Raw genomic sequence first — 17,020 nt, 5'->3', positions numbered from 1 at the left:
TTGTTTTAAAATACGCCCTTAATATAAATACGCCTTTAAGCCTAAATTAGACTAGGTCTAAAAAATCACTGACAAAGGCGTTTGCTGGCTGGTGAATCAGCTCCTCTGACGTCCCTACTTGCTCGACGCGGCCCTGATTCATCACCACAATCTCATCCGATACCGCCCGCGCCTCTTCTTGGTCATGGGTTACCATAATGCTCGTAATACCCAGCTCGTGGTGGATATTTTTTAGCCAAGTGCGCAGCTCTTTACGGACTTTGGCATCTAGCGCGCCAAACGGCTCATCGAGTAATAATAGTTTTGGCTTTACTGCCAAGGCTCGTGCCAGCGCGATACGCTGACGCTGACCACCTGATAATTGATGCGGATAAGCATTGGCAACTTGCGGCAGCTGTACTAGGTCTAGCAATTCAGCAACGCGCTTATTGATATCCGCTTTACTCGGGCGCTCATTCTTCGGTAGCAAGGTTAAGCCAAAGCCGACATTATCGGCGATGTTTTTGTGGCGAAATAACGCATAATGCTGAAACATAAAACCAATATGGCGCTTTTGCACCGGCGTATTGGTGACATCGAGCTCATCAAATAATATCTGCCCAGAGTCCGCATATTCTAAACCTGCAATGATACGCAGCAAGGTGGTTTTACCGCAGCCTGACGGACCAAGCAACGTCGTCAACTTGCCTGTTGGCACGGTGATATTGATATCATCTAAAGCGGTAAAGTTACCGAATTTTTTATTAACGTTGCGAATCTCGATACTCATAATGGGTTCTCTTATTATATTTTTGGCTTAGCAGATGCCTTTCTTGCTGACGGATTTGTAAAATAGCGCTTATAAATTGCCTGTGCTTTTTGCTAAAGTGGCATCTGTATCCTGCACTTTCTTAGCGTCTTTAGTGTTTGACGTATTGCTAGCATTGCCAGCGTTGGCACTTACTGGCAATTCAGGCGCACTTGCTAGACGCTCAGACTTAGCAAATTTGCGCTCTTGCAGCTTGGTCATCACTTGTTGTATCAATAGCGTTACCAGCGCTAAGGCAGCCAGTAAGCTCGACAAGGCAAAGGCGGCGGTAAAGTTATAATCGTTATAAGCAATCTCAACCAATAGCGGCATGGTATTGGTTTCGCCGCGGATATGACCAGATACCACGCTTACTGCGCCAAACTCGCCCATCGCCCGTGCGTTGGTCAAAATCAAACCATACAGTAGCGCCCATTTGATATTAGGCAGTGTCACATGCCAAAAGGTCTGCCAACCGCTAGCGCCTAAGGTTAAAGCTGCTTGCTCTTCACTATCGCCTTGGGTCTGCATCAAGGGTATGAGCTCACGCGCTACAAACGGAAAGGTCACAAATAAAGTCGCTAAAATAATCCCTGGTACGGCGTAAATCACCTGAAAGCCCATGCTCTCAAGCCAGCCACCGATGCTAGAGTTTAGACCAAATAGCAGCACAAACATCAAACCTGCCACCACCGGAGATACCGAAAATGGTAAATCAAGCAAGGTGGTTACCAGCTGTTTACCTTTAAATTGGTAACGGGTCACAAGCCAAGCTATTGCAATACCCATCACCATATTAATCGGCAACACGATAGCGGCAGTAATTAAAGTTAATTTAATTGCCTGCAAAGCTTCAGGGTCAACCAGGGAAGCTATATAAAGCTGCCAACCGTTTTTAAAGGCTTCATAGAACACTGCTAAAAGTGGCACCACCAACATCGCCACCATAAACAGTACGGCGATACCGATAAAAGTACGGCGTATCCACGGCGTGTCTTTGGTCGCTGGATTGCTTTGGTAGTCGTAGCTATTAGAAATTTGCATTAGCGGGCTCCTACGCGGCGCGACAGCTTCCACTGTACGATGTTAATGGTCAATAAAATTACAAACGAAATCAGTAGCATAAAAAGTGCGACAGCGGATGCGCCTTGCACATCAAACTGCTCAAGCTTACTAATAATGATTAAAGGTAAAATCTCAGACTGCATCGGAATATTACCAGCAATAAAAATCACCGAGCCATACTCGCCAGTGGCACGGGCAAACATCATACCCGCGCCCATCAGTAAAGCCGGCAATAGCTCTGGCAAAATTACCTTACGAAAGGTCGTTAAACGATTGGCACCCAATACCGCCGCCGCTTCTTCGAATTCAACGGACAATTCTGCAAGCACTGGCTGCACCGCACGGACGATAAACGGAAAGCTGACGACCACTAAAGCGAGCCAAATACCGAGTGGCGTAAAGGCGACTTGGATGTCAAATTTGGCAAACCACTGGCCGATTAAACCATTGGGTGCATAAAGAGTCGCAAGCGAGATACCGGTAACCGCTGTCGGTAGTGCAAATGGCAAATCAACCAAGGCATTAATCAGCGACTTACCCCAAAATTCATAGCGCACCAGCACCCAAGCGACCAGCGTACCAAACACCATGTTGGTTAGCATCGCCAAAAACGACATCCATAAACTGAGTTTGATAGCAGCAGTGACTTGCGGCTGAGTAATGGTTTCCCAAAAACCCGTCCAGCCCATTTGTGTCGTGGTATAGGCCATCATGGCAAACGGTAGCACCACCAGTAACGATAAGCTAAAGACGGTGATGCCCATGCTTAGCCCAAACCCTGGTAGCACATTGCGTTGACGCAAGCGCGTCAGCCACCCTTTCTTGATGGGTTTGCTGGCAGGAGAAGTTGTTGCACTCATAGTGATGTCCTATTGCCTAACTGCTGGCGCTTATTTTCTGCTTGTAAGCACCACGTGCTATCAGATGTATTTAATGTATTTATTATGGGTCTGTGTAAGCGATAAAGGACATAGCGTGGGTAGCCATGTCCTTTAGGTGCTTGGACGTTATGGTAAAACTGACGGTTTAAATGCTATTTAAGAAAATTTCTAAATAGCACAATCAGTCAGCGTACTAGCGGCTTACTTTGGTGCATTAATGGCTAACTGATCGAACACGCCGCCATCGCTAAAGTAAGTGCTCATGATTTCATCCCACGTACCAAAAGCATCGTTTGGACGGAAAGTATCGATAGGTGGCAACTTATCGCTGTTTTTATCAAGCACACTCTTCACGCTTGGGCGAAGATATAAGTTAGCTGCCAATTGCTGTGCAGGCTCGCTCCATAAGTAATCAAGATAGGCTTTTGCCGCATCGGTGGTGCCCTTTTTGTCAGTCACGGTTTTCACAACAGCGACTGGGCTTTCAGACTTGATAGAGTATTTTGGATAAACAATATCGACTTGCCCTGCACCAAAATCTTTGGCAGCCAAGTTGGCTTCGTTTTCAAAGGTGACCAAGACATCACCGATACCGCGCTGAACAAACGTCGTCGTCGCTGCACGTCCGCCATTCTCATAGACTTTGACGTTTTTCAGCATGTCTTTGACGTAGTTTTTGGCCTTAGTTTCATCTTTATTAAAGGCATGCAAACCATAACCATAAGCGCCTAAGAACGCATAACGACCATTACCCGTGACTTTTGGATTGGCCATGACAATCTCAACGCCTTCTTTGGTCAAGTCTTGCCAATCATTAATACCTTTTGGATTGTCTTTACGCACCAAAAATACGATGGTACTGGTAAAAGGTACGGCGTTATCTGGGAATTTGCTTTCCCAATCCGCTTCAACCAAGCCTTTTTTCTCAAGTAGCTCGATATCAGAGCCTTGGTTCATGGTCGCCACATCGGCCTGTAAACCGTTAGCCACAGACAATGCTTGCTTACTTGAGCCACCGTGCGATTGCTTGATTAAGATATTGCTGTTTGGGTTCTCGCTTTTATAGTGCTCAACGAATAATGGGTTGTAGTCTTTATAAAAGTCACGGGCCACATCGTAAGAAACGTTTAATAGCTCAATATCTTGACCTTCACTAGCGGCTGGCGTGCCTTCTGCATTGGCAGTTGGCTCAGCTTTTTCACTATTGCTACAGCCGGCGATACCCAACGTAAGCGCCACACCGGCGATACTTAGTACGCTAAGCGTTTTGTTTTTATATTTATAACCTGTGGTATATGATGTCATGGCAGCCTCAAAAGGGATTAATTGGTGAATGCAAGTATGCTAACAGCGCCAGCTTATTATGTTTAATGATGAATATGCGTATGTTATTGCCAAAATGGAATAATGAAGTAATGGTGATTAAAATACAGCCTTATCAAGCACTTAAACGAGCAATCTCTTAAATAGCCTTTACACTTGTATTATTTGCTAATAAAAATTGTTTATAACTATTCAAAACTTGCTCTACTTCACCCTTGCCAGCTGATCAAAACGCCCGCCATCGACAAAGAACGTCGCCATGATGCTGTCCCAATCACCAAATACCGCCACAGGCTCAAAGGTTGCAATTTCAGGTAAGGTCTTGCTGTGGGCGGCAAGCACCTTGGCATTACTAGGGCGCATATACATCTGTGCCATCAGCTCTTGTGCGGGCGTCGACCATAGGCCTGCTAAATAGTCATTTGCCGCGGCGGTGGTGCCTTTTTTATCGGTTACGGTTTTCACCACCGCCACAGGGTTGGCAATCACAATAGAGTAACTTGGATACACGATATCGACCTGACCTTTGGCAAACTGCTTAGCAGCCAGATGCGCTTCGTTTTCGGTGGTGATTAAAACATCACCAAGACCGCGCTGGGTAAAGGTCGTGGTGGCAGCGCGCGCGCCATTGTCATAGGTGACGACGTTTGCCAGTAGTTTTTTGATAAAAGTATCGGTTTTGGCGGGGCTTTGCACCTTTTCTTTAAAATGATGTAAGCCGTAGCCATAAGCGCCCAAAAAGGCATAACGCGCCGTGCCACTGGTCTTTGGATTTGGCAATACTACGGCAATATCGTTACGCGCCAAATCTGACCAGTCTTTGATGCCTTTTGGGTTGCCCGCACGAACTAAGAGCACCATGGTACTGGTATAAGGGACGGCATTGTTCGGTAATGCCTGTTGCCAATCGCTAGCCACCAAGCCTTTTTCAACCAACAAATTCATATCGCTTTCTTGGTTGAGAGTAACGACGTCTGCCTGCAAGCCATTAGCAACCGCTAGAGCTTGTTTGCTCGATCCGCCGTGCGATTGGTTGATATTCACCTTGATACTTGGGTGTTTTTGCTGATAATTTGCATTAAACAACGGGTTGTAGTCTTTATAAAAGTCGCGTGACACATCATAAGACACATTTAATAAATCAATATTTTTTACCTTATTGGCGGCGTCGTTTTGGTTGGCTTCGGTAGGGTTGCAGCCTGTGATCATTACCGCCGCTGCGAGCACACTACCAAGACCAAAACTGCTGGTAAGATTGACGGTAAAACTAAAGCGATTGGTGAGCACTGTGCCGATGCTTTTAGGTTGAATGGCGAAAGAAGCACGCGCATTAAAGTGCTTAGGAGGTATCTTTTGACCGCTCTTTTTATTTGGCTGCATATTTGCTCTCTAATAATAGGGATAAAAACCTTGCGTTTCGAAATTCGGTTCTATGGATAATGAGCAATATGCTAACAGCCTGCGAGACAATTGCTTAGTGACAAATACGCTTATCGAGTGATTAACTTGGCATAAGTAATTTTATTAGTTATTCTAAAGTGCTTGTTTTTCCTCGGTATTTTTGTAGTTTTGTGATAAGCAGACACTTTTGAGTAAGTTACGGTATTGCTTAGGCTCTAGACGAGCCTCTATAGAGTCGATATTATCCCTTAGCTTGTTGTATATCAGGCGCTGCACTGATAAAACTTAGCCCATCCGCTTTCACTTATTTCCTGTTTACTAACCCCTTTATTAAAGGTAATGCAATGATCAAGTCTCCACCTCGTCATGCCCGTCAGTCACGCTTTTTTGTAGGTATTTTAACGACCTCTATGACTTTATTGGCCTTAAGTGGCTGTAATAACGTAACGCCAAGCGTTAATAACCAAACGATTCAGCAACCAAACGCTGCTGTCACACCAGCGGTGCAGACGGTCGTTGGCGATTACGCCTCTGACGGTTATGCCAAGCGTGCCCAAGGCTATGATTGGGTGGGTGTGATGATAAGAGCTGACGGCGCAGACAATGGCGAGCAAATTGATATTAAGGTACGAGCGCGTGGTGATGTGAAAAAACCAACTTGTCACTTCGATGGTAAAGCGACATTAATGGGACAAGACGAGGCGCACGGTGTCATTTTTCAAACTAAGGTCAATGACAGTACCGCCTTTTTCCAGTTTAAAGATGATGCGTTGACTATTGATAGCCAAGATAAGTACGCGCTGAATTATTTTTGTTCGGGTGGAGCCTCACTCATTGGCGAATATCAAAAGCTTGAGGGTGATTTAGCGCTCAATTAATAGTTTTAATTGCCTATTTTAGATAATAAAATGAGATGATAAAAAAGGTGCCAGATAGTTACTCTGACACCTTTTTTCTTGCGCATTATCTTTTTTAAATATTAAGATTCTTATACTGCAGAGGCACCGACCAACTTCACCTCAGCACGCTCCTCTTTTGCGATACCGGCGTAGTAGTCACGCAAAATTTCTAGCACTTCAGGACGGCTAAAGTTCTCTGGTACATCGAGGTCTTCTGATAGCGCTTTACGTAGCTTGGTGCCTGATACTTTGACATGCTCAGATGCTTCATGCGGGCAGGTTTTATCAGAAGCCATGGCATTACAAGCATTACACCAAAATGTCCAGCCAATTTTTAACGGCTGGGTAATCAAGTCATCTTTACCAACATATTCAAAGATGGTTTGCGCATCAAACGCGCCATAATAATCACCGACGCCCGCATGGTCACGACCAACAATCAGATGACTACAGCCGTAGTTTTGGCGGAATACCGCATGTAGTAGCGCCTCGCGTGGTCCAGCATAACGCATATCGAGCGGATACCCAGCTTGGATAACGGTGTCTGCTCTAAAGTAATTATCAATCAAGGTCTTGATGGCTTCTTGACGCACTTCGGCTGGGATGTCGCCCGGTTTTAGCGCGCCGAGCAATGAATGAATCAATACCCCATCGCAAATCTCGATAGCAATCTTGGCAAGGTATTCGTGCGAGCGGTGCATTGGATTACGCGTTTGGAAGGCGGCAACGGTTTTCCAGCCTTTGGCATCCAAAATCTCGCGCGTCTCAGCAGGCGTCTTATAAATCTCAGGATATAGCGTTGGGAACTCGCCTTCGCTTAGTACTTCAACACTACCTGCGATGTTTACCTCACCCTGGTTAAGTACTTGCTGTACGCCCGGATGCTCGCTATCGGTAGTGGTAAAGACTTGCTGACACTCATGGGCTTTATCAATGGTATAAGTTTCTTCTACCGTCAAGATACCCATAACCTCACCATCTTGCGCCACTAACGCGACTTTATCACCTTGGTTTAAGTTATCGGCAGTCGCTTTAGGCGCTGATAAGGTAATGGGAATCGGCCAAAACAAGCCAACATTGTCGCCGCTTTGCAGGCGCATATTATCCACGACGCCTTGCCAATCTGCCTGATTCATAAAACCATTTAACGGGGTAAAGCCACCAATCCCAAGCATAATCAAATCGCCGCGCTCACGAGAGCTTAAGGTAATCGTCGGCAACGTGCTGGCAAGCTTTAATGCTTGCTTGCGCGCCTCACCTTTTAATAGTAATGGTTTTAGCTCGCTACTGCCGTGCGGCGGAACAAGTTTTGATGAGGAAAGATTGGGATTGGTAGATGTCATTTTTAAAACCTTAATAATGAAATTGAGAGATAGTTGGTCAGGAGAATGAGCGCTTAAATTTGATAAACATAGGCTACCTAACTTTGGTTATGAAAATTTATGCTGTGTTTGGATATGGATATGTCTTAAAGGAATTTATGTTTATGGGTTTAAGCTTATATGATGTGACTCTGAATTGTTTACCTTGCGATTGGCAATACAAGCGATCACACGCAAATCATTTTCGTCGCGGCTTTTTAAGTTAAAAACAAAATTGAGATTACGTCATGTATCAATATAATTACGCTGACCAAACCTTGGTAGAGGAACGAGTCGCCCAGTTTCGCGACCAAACCGAGCGGTTTTTGGCAGGTGAACTGCCAGAAGAGCAGTTTTTACCGCTGCGTTTACAAAACGGGCTATATATCCAGCGCTATGCACCGATGCTACGTATCGCCGTGCCATATGGCTTGCTGGCAACCTATCAATTACGCAAATTGGCTGAGATTACCCGTAAATATGATAAAGGTTACGGCCACTTTACCACCCGTACCAATATGCAGCTGAACTGGCCAAAACTTGAAGAAGTGCCAGATATTTTGGCCGAATTGGCATCGGTGCAAATGCATTCTATCCAAACCTCGGGCAACTGTATCCGTAATACCACCACCGACCCTTATGCGGGTATTCATAAAGAAGAGATCGCCGATCCGCGTCCTTATTGCGAGATTATTCGCCAGTGGTCAACCTTTCATCCGGAATTTGCTTTTTTACCGCGTAAATTTAAAATTGCCGTCATCGGTACGGCAAAAGACCGCGCGGCAACGCAGGTGCATGATATCGGACTGCATTTAAAGAAAAATGACGCAGGCGAGCTTGGCTTTGAAGTGATAGTTGGTGGCGGACTTGGGCGTACGCCCGTGATTGGCAAAACCATTAATACATTTTTACCACGCCAGCATCTGCTCAGCTATTTAGATGCGATTTTGCGTGTCTATAATCTGCATGGTCGCCGCGACAATAAATTCAAAGCGCGTATCAAGATATTGGTCGATAGCATGGGCGGCCCTGCGTTTGCCAAATTGGTCGATGCCGAATGGGAAGCCAATATCAAAGATGGGCCGTTGACCTTGACCGATGCCAACTTTGACAAGGCCAGCAGCTATTTTACTGAGCCTGATTATCTCAGCTTTGATGCGCTACAGGTACAGTCGGACTTGCAGCAGCAACTAGAGGCTGATAAAGACTTTGCCAATTGGTATCAGCAAAATACCGTGGCGCATAAAATCGCAGGCTACCGCGCGGTGGTCATTTCGTTAAAAGCGGGCTTGGTCGACGGACGCTACGTACCGTCAGGTGATATTACTGAGTCGCAAATGGACGCCCTCGCCGACCTCGCTGACGAACATAGCTTTGGCGAGCTGCGCGGTACTTATCAGCAAAATCTGGTCTTTGCCGATGTACAAACCAATCGCTTGTACGAGCTATGGCAGCAGCTGGCGGCGCTACATTTGGCCCGTCCAAATATCAACACCCTAACTGATATGATCGTCTGCCCAGGCTGGGATTTTTGCTCGCTTGCCAATGCCACAACCCACAATATCGCTGAGCAAATCGAAAAACAGTTTAATGATCTCGACTACCTTTATGACTTAGGTGAGATTCGCCTCAATATGTCTGGCTGTATGAATGCCTGCGCCCATCACCATACCGGCGATATCGGTATCCTTGGGGTCGATAAAAAAGGTGAATACTGGTATCAAATCAGCCTCGGCGGTAACTCTAGCAACGACGCCAAACTCGGTAAGATATTGGGCAAGGCTGTACCAACCGATGCCGTAGCAACGACGATACAAAAGATAATCGACGTCTACCTTGAGCAGCGCGTCAGTAATGACAATGATGTCGAAGGCTTTGGTGATTTAGTTGACCGTATTGGTATTGCCCCTTTTAAGGAGAAGGTCTATGGCTAATCATCATGTGTTCAATAACGATGGCACCGATATCAGTGAGACTGACACTTGGCTTGCGCTTAGCACCAATGAGCTGCCTGATGGTATTACCCTGACCGATATATCACTGCTAGAGCTGCTGCAAAAACAAGAAAAACTCGAAGTCGTTTTATCGCTTGCTGATTTATTAGATGCTAAAGGCAATATTGCAGGCGGACTACTATTACAAGTACGTGAATTGTTAGCCAAGCATATCAGCCGTACCGGTGTCTGGGTGACATCCGATAGCGACACCGAAGTGCTGACGCGTATTCCAGAGTTTTTATTACAGCAAGATTTGATTGTGATTCACGTTCCCGCTTTCACGGACGGACGTGGTTTTAGTTACGCCCAAACCTTACGCCAAATGGGCTATCAAGGCGAGATTCGTATGGCTGGCAAGTTTGGCCGCGATCAAATCGCCTATCTGCTACGCGCAGGCGCCGACAGTTTTGTGATAAGTGCGCATGATTTGCACTCTATTTCTGATATCAGCCAAGCATTTAATGCGCTTGCCAGTAGTTATGACGGTCGTAACGCCGCCGACCTACCGATGTTTGCTGGTGCTTAATATTCATAGTCACCACCCTACTTATTATCAATCATTTATATATTTTTTTACCCTTAAGGAATCCATCATGAGCCAATTACACCCAAATTTAGATATCGATCAAGCCAACCAAGAATTAAAAGGTAAATCACCAGAAGAAATCGTCGCATGGGCGCTTAGCCAAGCTAAAAACCCCATTATCACCACCAATTTCCGCCCATATGAGTCCGCGATTTTGCATTTGGTTGCTAAGCAGCGCCCTGATATCACGGTATTGTGGGTAGATTCTGGCTATAACACCGATGCGACTTACCAGTTTGCCAATAAAGTCATCCGTGATTTGAATTTAAACGTCATCACTTACATTCCTAAGCAAACGGCTGCCTATCGTGACGCAACCATGAACGGTATCCCAGGCATTGATAATCCGCAGCATGATGAATTCACGGACCAAGTAAAACTTGAGCCATTTCGCCGTGCGCTAGATGAGCTGAAACCTGATGTCTGGTTTAACGCCATTCGTAAAGATCAAACGGAATTTCGCCAAGGTCTTGATGTGCTGAGTTTATCAAAAGACGGCGTGTTAAAAGTTGCACCATTATTTGAAAAAACAGACGCGGATTTAGACGTCTATCTTGAAGAGCATAACTTGCCTAACGAGTTTGATTACTTTGATCCAACCAAAGTTGAAGAAAGCCGTGAATGTGGTTTGCATACGCAGCTTTAAGCTTTATTCTTAACCTGTGAAATTAAAAAGCCCTCTTATCATTTAAGAGGGCTTTTTACACTTAGATAGCTTAAGATTATAGCTTTTTAGAACGTTATTTACGACCGAGAATCCAACCACCATCCATAAAGACGTTCGAGCCATGCATATAGTTTGAGTCATCAGACGCCAAAAATACCGCGAGCGCTGCAATCTCTTCGGGCTTGCCAGCGCGCTGGGCTGGGATACGATTTAAGCGCTCATCATCAATACCATCGGTCATAGGCGTTTCGATAAAGCCCGGCGATAGAATATTTACTTTGATCCCTTGACTGCCAAAATCAAATGCCAATTGTTTGGTAAATCCTAACACCGCAAGCTTGGAAGTCACATAAGCGGAACCGCCGGGGCCTGCCATTTGCGTGGCTTGTGAGCCAACATTGATGATAACTCCACGTCCTTGCTTGATAAAGTGCGGAATCACCGCTTTTGAGGCGAGGTATGGCGCTTTGACATTAATTGCCATCAATTTATCGTATAAGTCTTCTTCTAACTCGACGGCATTATCATAAGCGTCGTGGATGCCTGCACCATTATATAAAATGTCAATTTGACCGTAAGCTTCTAAGGCTTTATCGACTACCGCTTCAATCTCTGCTTTTTTGGTCACATCGCCATGCACAAAGAGAGCGTCTTGACCTTTATCGGTTATGTCTTTGACAATACGTTTGCCGTCTTCTTCATCGCGACCCGTGACGACGACCTTTGCCCCTTCATCGGCATACGCTTTTGCAGTCGCTTCGCCTAGTCCTGAGGTACCGCCAAATATAATGGCCACCCTGTCTTGTAATTTCATCATGTTCATCCTTGTTTTTTATATTGTAAATAAAACTTTTTTCTATCTGATCACATCTAGGTTGGATTAACATAGTCATCGAACTGTGAATGTTAGGCTATGTTAGACATTTTTAATCAGCTAATAACTGGCACATATCTAGCCTTTTAGTTGCATAAATAACGTTTTCTTAACGTTTTATCGGCTAACATTAAGGTATTCTATGGCTTCAAAGCTGGCGCAACCTCACATTAAACGTTAAGCCACTCTTTTAACGCTAAACTATGGACGAAGCTGCCCGTCGTTGCGGCTACCTGTGCGCCTTTTTATCATCAAGCTCGATCATGGCTTTGCCACACTCATCAATACGGATATTTGATATGCCTTTAATAAAAAAAATCGATTCATTCTATGAAAAACTGCATGATAAATTGCCAGCTGTCGGCAAGGCTGCCTCTTTTTTGACGGGTACTGGCGTCCTCACCGCCAATAGTGCGTTGGTTGGTCTACCGGTCTGGACTATGGGCGCGGCGAAAGTATTGACTGGGTCAAAACTGACTGATGATGCCTTAATTGCAATTACTAAGTATTGGATTAATACTAATAATGCCGTTATCGACCACGCCCTACCTCATAAAGACTGGCGCATCAACCTGCCCGATGGTCTAAGCGAGGACAAGCAGTACCTCTTGGTCAGTAACCATCAGTCGTGGGTCGATACCAGTATCGTGCAATATATCAGCCAAGACACCCTGCCTCTAACAAGGTTTTTCACCAAGTTTAATTTGATTTATATTCCCGTTATCGGTCAAGCCTTTTACTTTTTAGACTTCCCAATGATGCGTCGTCACTCTAAAGAAGCGATTGCCAAAAATCCTGCCCTCAAAGGTAAGGATATCGAAGAAGCAAAGCGGGCCTGTCGTCAATTAAAGAACAAACCTTTCGCGCTATTAAACTATTTGGAAGGCACGCGCTTTACTAAAGAAAAACATGATAAGCAAGGCTCACCTTATCAGCATTTATTAAAGCCACGCGCTGGCGGGTTGTCATTGGCCATTAATGCGTTAGGCAATGAATTGGATTCGATTTTAGACGTGACTATCGTCTATCCCGACGGTGCGCCTGACTATGATGATTTATGGAAAGGTAATATCCGTCGCTTGGGCGTCGATGTGACGCGCTTAACCATACCGGACAAGTTATTTGCGGCCATCATGGACGGCGGTTATGACCGTGATGAAGCCACTAAAAAAATGATGTTTGATTGGCTCGAGGACATTTGGCAACAAAAAGATGTGCGTATTACTAAGATGCTAAGTGAGTTTGAGTAGACTTTGGCAGTACGTTAAACTCTATCCATGTAAATATAAGATTTAGAATCCACATCAGCCACAAGCTTAAAAGTGAGCTTGTGGTTTTTTTCTGCCACGTTTCTACGTTTTTATTCCCCAGCTATTCCACATCTTAGCAAAAACCATCAGCAACATGACAAAAACGAATATGTTAATGCCAATTCACTGCATGAGACGCAGCGCGTGATACCGCATAATGATGACATATTTTATATTGACTGAATCATTGGTGATGCTATGAACACCTTTCCGCTATTTTTTAAATTAGAAGACCGCAAAGTACTGATCGTTGGTGGCGGTGATGTCGCGCTACGTAAAGCAGACTTACTCAGGCGCGCTGGTGCTGCGATCACGATTCTTGCACCAACTATCAGTGCTGAAATACAAGCTTTGCTCAGCCATACTAAGGACAAAGCCAAGCACGAACTGATTTATGAAAACTACAATCAAGCTTATATGACTGGCGCACGCGTTATTATCGCCGCTACCGATGATGAAGCGCTCAATCATCAGATTCACGCTGATGCCAGCGAGCTGAATATTCCCGTTAATGTGGTTGATACGCCGCATTTATGCGACTTTATTTTCCCAGCCATCGTTGATCGTAATCCAATTGTGATTGGCATATCATCCAATGGCAAAGCGCCGGTGCTGGCACGTTTACTGCGCGCACGTTTAGAGACGTTAATCCCGCAAGGTTATGGCAAATTGGCCAAGCTGGCTGGTGACTTTCGGGATGAGGTAAAAACCAAAATCCCAACGCTGACAGGACGTCGTCAGTTTTGGGAGCGCGCTTTTGAAGGTGAAGTCAGTCAGCTGATGTTTGCTGGTAATGAAGATGCAGCAGCGGCGCGACTGCAAGCGGATTTAGATAACACTGCATCCGCTATCAATGAAAAAAGTACAGCAGATAATACATCTACAGAATCTCACACCGTAAAAAATCCAATGGGTGAAGTTTATATCGTCGGTGCAGGCCCCGGTGATCCAGAGCTGCTGACCTTTAAAGCGCTGCGCCTCATGCAGCAAGCCGATATCGTCTATTATGATGCGTTAGTATCACCGCAAGTATTGGATTTATGCCGCCGCGATGCTGACAAAGTATTTGTCGGTAAAAAACGTAGCAACCATGCCGTCGCTCAGCTTGGCATCAATGAGCTGCTTGTCAATAGTGCAAAAGAAGGTCGCCGTGTGGTGCGTTTAAAAGGCGGTGATCCCTTTATCTTTGGCCGCGGCGGTGAAGAGATTGAAAGCTTGCGTGCGCATGGCGTCCCTTATCAAGTTGTGCCTGGTATCACTGCTGCTAATGCTGCTGCAAGTTATGCAGGTATTCCTTTGACGCACCGTGATCACTCGCAGTCGGTACGTTTTGTCACGGGGTTTTTGAAGGCTGGCACGCCAAACAGCAACTTTAAAAGCTTTTTAAATACCGACGAGACGGTGGTGTTTTATATGGGGCTGCATTCACTACCACGCTTGACGACAGGTTTGATTGATGCTGGACGTAGTAGCGATACCCCTATCGCCATTGTCTCTAATGCCAGTATGCCCAATCAGCAAGTTTTGACTGGTACGCTTGCCAATATCGTTGAGTTGCAAGAACAAAACCAGCTACCCACGCCTGCTCTGCTGATTATGGGAGATGTGGTTGGACTGCATCATGATCTGGCTTGGTATCATGTAGACAATGAGCAAAACAACGAAAATGCTGCTGATACTGATAACAATTGGTTGCGCGGTGGCAAGACAGCGGCGGCAAAAGCCCCTACTAGCCAGCAAGCACATGCGCTATCAATGGTCGCTAATTTGTCGACCGCTGATGATGTGGAGCAACTAGTAATTGGTTAAGTGCGATTAAGGTCAAGCGACTATCGAGATTGTAGAGAGCATCAAAAACCTCTATGACGTTGACATAATAATAGTTTGTTAAAGGTATACCTACGAGGAACCAATTAGGTGCTTTAACTAATTCGGTACCCTAGTGAGGACTTGAATCTTTGGCTGTGAGCTAATGGTATTAAGGTTTCAACTTGCTGAGATAGCCACAGTGTACTTCATGATGTACTTACCATAGATATTCTATCTATGATCGGTGCGCTAGTGAGGACTTGAAGAGACCATCCCAGATTCTGTGTAACTGACGTTTAGATTAAATGCTTACACAAAATTTAGGAAGGTCTCAAAGCGCCAACTTATCCTTATATTCACACATACCTTTTAATGCATTATCGATTAACGTTTTCATCTTAGACAGTTCTGAAATTTTAATTTCTAGCTGTTTGTTTTTTTCTAGAAGCTTTTCACCCATTTGTGATTGCGTCAGGTTGTTTGAATACAATAGCTCTGTTAGCTCTCTAATCTCTTTTAAGGTGAAACCTAACTCCTTCGCCATAATAATCATATTGAGCTGTTCCACAATCCTGTTATCGTAATCTCTATAACCATTAGATTTTCTAGATGGTGACGAAATTAATCCTTCCCTTTCGTAAAAACGGATCGTATCTCTGCTTAGTCCGACTGTTTCAGTTAATTCTTTTATATTCATTATCGAGCACCCTCAATTAACGCTTGACTGTGGAGTAATGTCCATAGTTTATAGTAGGCGTTAATTAACAACAAGTAGGTTCTTTTATGGATATAAATATTCTGACGGACGACAACGTCGAGCTGCGTGCAACCCTCTATAAAGCGAATAACCCTAAGGCCGTTGTTCTAATAAATCCAGGAACCGCTACTAAAACTTCTTATTATTTGCCGTTTGCTAAATACTTAAGAGAGCATGGTTTTCATGTCATTCTTTGGAACTATAGAGGTTTTTGCGATTCTAAAACAAGTCATCTAAAGGAGTGTCATTATCAGTATTCTGATATCGGACGGTACGACATTCCAGCTGCCATCGATACAGCCAAGCGCCTGTTCAATGACTTACCCTTGTATTGCGTAGGGCATAGCGCTGGAGGTCAACAAGTTGGCCTTGCTCATAACGCCGATCAATTAGATGCTCTAATTGCAGTGGCTGTCTCAGCAGGATACTTTAGCTATATGCCGCTTCGCTATCGTCTTAAAGCCAATTTCTTTTTCCGTTTTTTAGCACCGCTTAGTAATAAAGTCTTTAATTATGTGCCGGCTAAAAGCTTCAAACTCATGGAAGATTTGCCAGCTGGTTCTACAGAGGAATGGGGTGCTTGGTGCCGAGAAAAAGAGCTGTTTTTCTCAGATAAATTCTATGGGAAAACCATTCCCCTTGGCACTTACAAAAATTTTAATGTGCCAACTTTCGTCTTCACTGCCGATGATGATGAAATCTGTACTGAACGCAACCTGCATAATTTTTGGAAAAATGTGACCAGCGATCGACCTATCACTTTTAAACGCTATAGCATTGGCAGGGGCTCAGACCAATCAGTTGGACATTTTGGCTACTTTAGAAGTAAAAACACTCATATTTGGCAAGATATTTTAGAGACGATCAACAAGGTACATCATGATAAACCGTTACAAACACTATAAAACTCTGATTTTCATTGTATTACTTAATGTGTTTTCGAGCATTTTACACTATGTTCATAATGTGATTCATTTCGATCACTATCCTGAGCCTGATTGGTTATCTCCTCAGCTTGTAGATGCCTTCTGGTTCGTCATGACACCAATTGGTATCTATGGCCTGATTGTGGCTGTCAAAAGCCAGATGACCAAAGGACGTTGGTGGCTTTATTTGTACGCCTTAATGGGGTTGTTGTCGTTACTGCACTACAACATAGAGACTGATAATATCATGACTGTTACCATGCACAGTCTTATCTGGTTTCAAGCAATTTGTGCCTTTTGGTTAATCGCCTATGTAACGATGTACTTTAAAAATAAAAGTGGGCATTAAGAGTACTAATTGGTGAAACTTTAGCCTT

At 44.6% G+C, this 17,020-nt stretch carries 16 protein-coding genes; 8 read left to right on the top strand and 8 right to left on the bottom strand.

Features of this window, described 5'->3' with window-relative positions; all coding sequences use genetic code 11:
* Positions 1-46 precede the first annotated feature (46 nt).
* The 5 genes from CXF58_RS05875 to CXF58_RS05855 form a co-directional block, all read right to left on the bottom strand.
* Positions 47-769, bottom strand: coding sequence for a sulfate/molybdate ABC transporter ATP-binding protein (locus CXF58_RS05875; protein WP_082894303.1), 723 nt, complete (start codon positions 767-769; stop codon positions 47-49).
* Positions 770-838: 69 nt separating this feature from the next.
* Entirely contained in the window at positions 839-1,831 is a 993-nt protein-coding gene (cysW, locus tag CXF58_RS05870) for a sulfate ABC transporter permease subunit CysW (RefSeq protein WP_102076877.1), read from the bottom strand.
* The gene (gene cysT, locus CXF58_RS05865) at positions 1,831-2,712 is read right to left on the bottom strand and encodes a sulfate ABC transporter permease subunit CysT (protein WP_068405497.1); all 882 of its coding nucleotides are present in this window, start codon (positions 2,710-2,712) and stop codon (positions 1,831-1,833) included. The genes cysW and cysT overlap by 1 nt, the downstream gene beginning before the upstream one ends.
* 222 nt (positions 2,713-2,934) lie before the next feature.
* The gene (locus CXF58_RS05860) at positions 2,935-4,038 is read right to left on the bottom strand and encodes a sulfate ABC transporter substrate-binding protein (protein ID WP_102076876.1); all 1,104 of its coding nucleotides are present in this window, start codon (positions 4,036-4,038) and stop codon (positions 2,935-2,937) included.
* A gap of 222 nt (positions 4,039-4,260) precedes the next feature.
* Entirely contained in the window at positions 4,261-5,436 is a 1,176-nt protein-coding gene (locus CXF58_RS05855; protein WP_228706550.1) for a sulfate ABC transporter substrate-binding protein, read from the bottom strand.
* A gap of 365 nt (positions 5,437-5,801) precedes the next feature.
* Here CXF58_RS05855 and CXF58_RS05850 point away from each other — a divergent pair, with 365 nt between their 5' ends.
* Positions 5,802-6,335 (top strand): hypothetical protein, encoded by a 534-nt coding sequence (locus CXF58_RS05850; protein WP_102076875.1) that lies wholly within the window; start codon positions 5,802-5,804, stop codon positions 6,333-6,335.
* 110 nt (positions 6,336-6,445) lie between these two features.
* On the opposite strand, the gene sat is transcribed toward CXF58_RS05850, so the two are convergent.
* The gene (sat, locus tag CXF58_RS05845; RefSeq protein WP_102076874.1) at positions 6,446-7,699 is read right to left on the bottom strand and encodes a sulfate adenylyltransferase; all 1,254 of its coding nucleotides are present in this window, start codon (positions 7,697-7,699) and stop codon (positions 6,446-6,448) included.
* A 266-nt stretch (positions 7,700-7,965) separates the two neighbouring features.
* On the opposite strand from sat, the gene CXF58_RS05840 reads away from it, so the two are divergent.
* From CXF58_RS05840 to CXF58_RS05830, 3 genes are all read left to right on the top strand, one after another.
* Positions 7,966-9,651, top strand: a complete 1,686-nt coding sequence (locus CXF58_RS05840; RefSeq protein ID WP_068405368.1) for a nitrite/sulfite reductase — start codon at positions 7,966-7,968, stop codon at positions 9,649-9,651.
* Positions 9,644-10,240 carry a DUF934 domain-containing protein gene (locus tag CXF58_RS05835; RefSeq protein ID WP_102076873.1) on the top strand — a complete coding sequence of 199 codons (597 nt, stop codon included), beginning with the start codon at positions 9,644-9,646 and terminating at the stop codon, positions 10,238-10,240. The genes CXF58_RS05840 and CXF58_RS05835 overlap by 8 nt, the downstream gene beginning before the upstream one ends.
* Before the next feature lie 67 nt (positions 10,241-10,307).
* Positions 10,308-10,946: a phosphoadenosine phosphosulfate reductase domain-containing protein gene (locus CXF58_RS05830; RefSeq protein ID WP_068405362.1), complete on the top strand. Its 639-nt coding sequence runs from the start codon at positions 10,308-10,310 to the stop codon at positions 10,944-10,946.
* Between the two features lie 94 nt (positions 10,947-11,040).
* Here the strand turns inward: CXF58_RS05830 and CXF58_RS05825 are convergent, their stop codons facing one another.
* A complete protein-coding gene (locus CXF58_RS05825; protein WP_068405360.1) occupies positions 11,041-11,784 on the bottom strand; it encodes an SDR family NAD(P)-dependent oxidoreductase in 744 nt (247 codons plus the stop codon).
* 356 nt (positions 11,785-12,140) lie between these two features.
* On the opposite strand from CXF58_RS05825, the gene CXF58_RS05820 reads away from it, so the two are divergent.
* Together CXF58_RS05820 and cysG are read left to right on the top strand one after the other, a co-directional pair.
* Positions 12,141-13,091, top strand: a complete 951-nt coding sequence (locus tag CXF58_RS05820) for an acyltransferase (RefSeq protein WP_102076878.1) — start codon at positions 12,141-12,143, stop codon at positions 13,089-13,091.
* A 258-nt stretch (positions 13,092-13,349) separates the two neighbouring features.
* Positions 13,350-14,960 carry a siroheme synthase CysG gene (cysG, locus tag CXF58_RS05815; protein WP_102076872.1) on the top strand — a complete coding sequence of 537 codons (1,611 nt, stop codon included), beginning with the start codon at positions 13,350-13,352 and terminating at the stop codon, positions 14,958-14,960.
* A 331-nt stretch (positions 14,961-15,291) separates the two neighbouring features.
* On the opposite strand, the gene CXF58_RS05810 is transcribed toward cysG, so the two are convergent.
* Positions 15,292-15,657, bottom strand: coding sequence for a MerR family transcriptional regulator (locus CXF58_RS05810; protein WP_095570545.1), 366 nt, complete (start codon positions 15,655-15,657; stop codon positions 15,292-15,294).
* 86 nt (positions 15,658-15,743) lie between these two features.
* Between CXF58_RS05810 and CXF58_RS05805 the strand changes: the two genes are divergently transcribed.
* Together CXF58_RS05805 and CXF58_RS05800 are read left to right on the top strand one after the other, a co-directional pair.
* Complete coding sequence (locus CXF58_RS05805; RefSeq protein WP_102076871.1) at positions 15,744-16,622, top strand: alpha/beta hydrolase family protein; 879 nt, start codon at positions 15,744-15,746, stop codon at positions 16,620-16,622.
* Positions 16,597-16,992, top strand: a complete 396-nt coding sequence (locus CXF58_RS05800) for a hypothetical protein (protein WP_101204402.1) — start codon at positions 16,597-16,599, stop codon at positions 16,990-16,992. Before CXF58_RS05805 ends, CXF58_RS05800 begins: the two co-directional genes overlap by 26 nt.
* The last annotated feature ends 28 nt before the right edge of the window (positions 16,993-17,020 follow it).

This window comes from Psychrobacter sp. Sarcosine-02u-2, assembly GCF_002836335.1.
GTDB lineage: Bacteria > Pseudomonadota > Gammaproteobacteria > Pseudomonadales > Moraxellaceae > Psychrobacter > Psychrobacter faecalis.
This window is presented reverse-complemented; position numbering and strand designations above follow the sequence as displayed.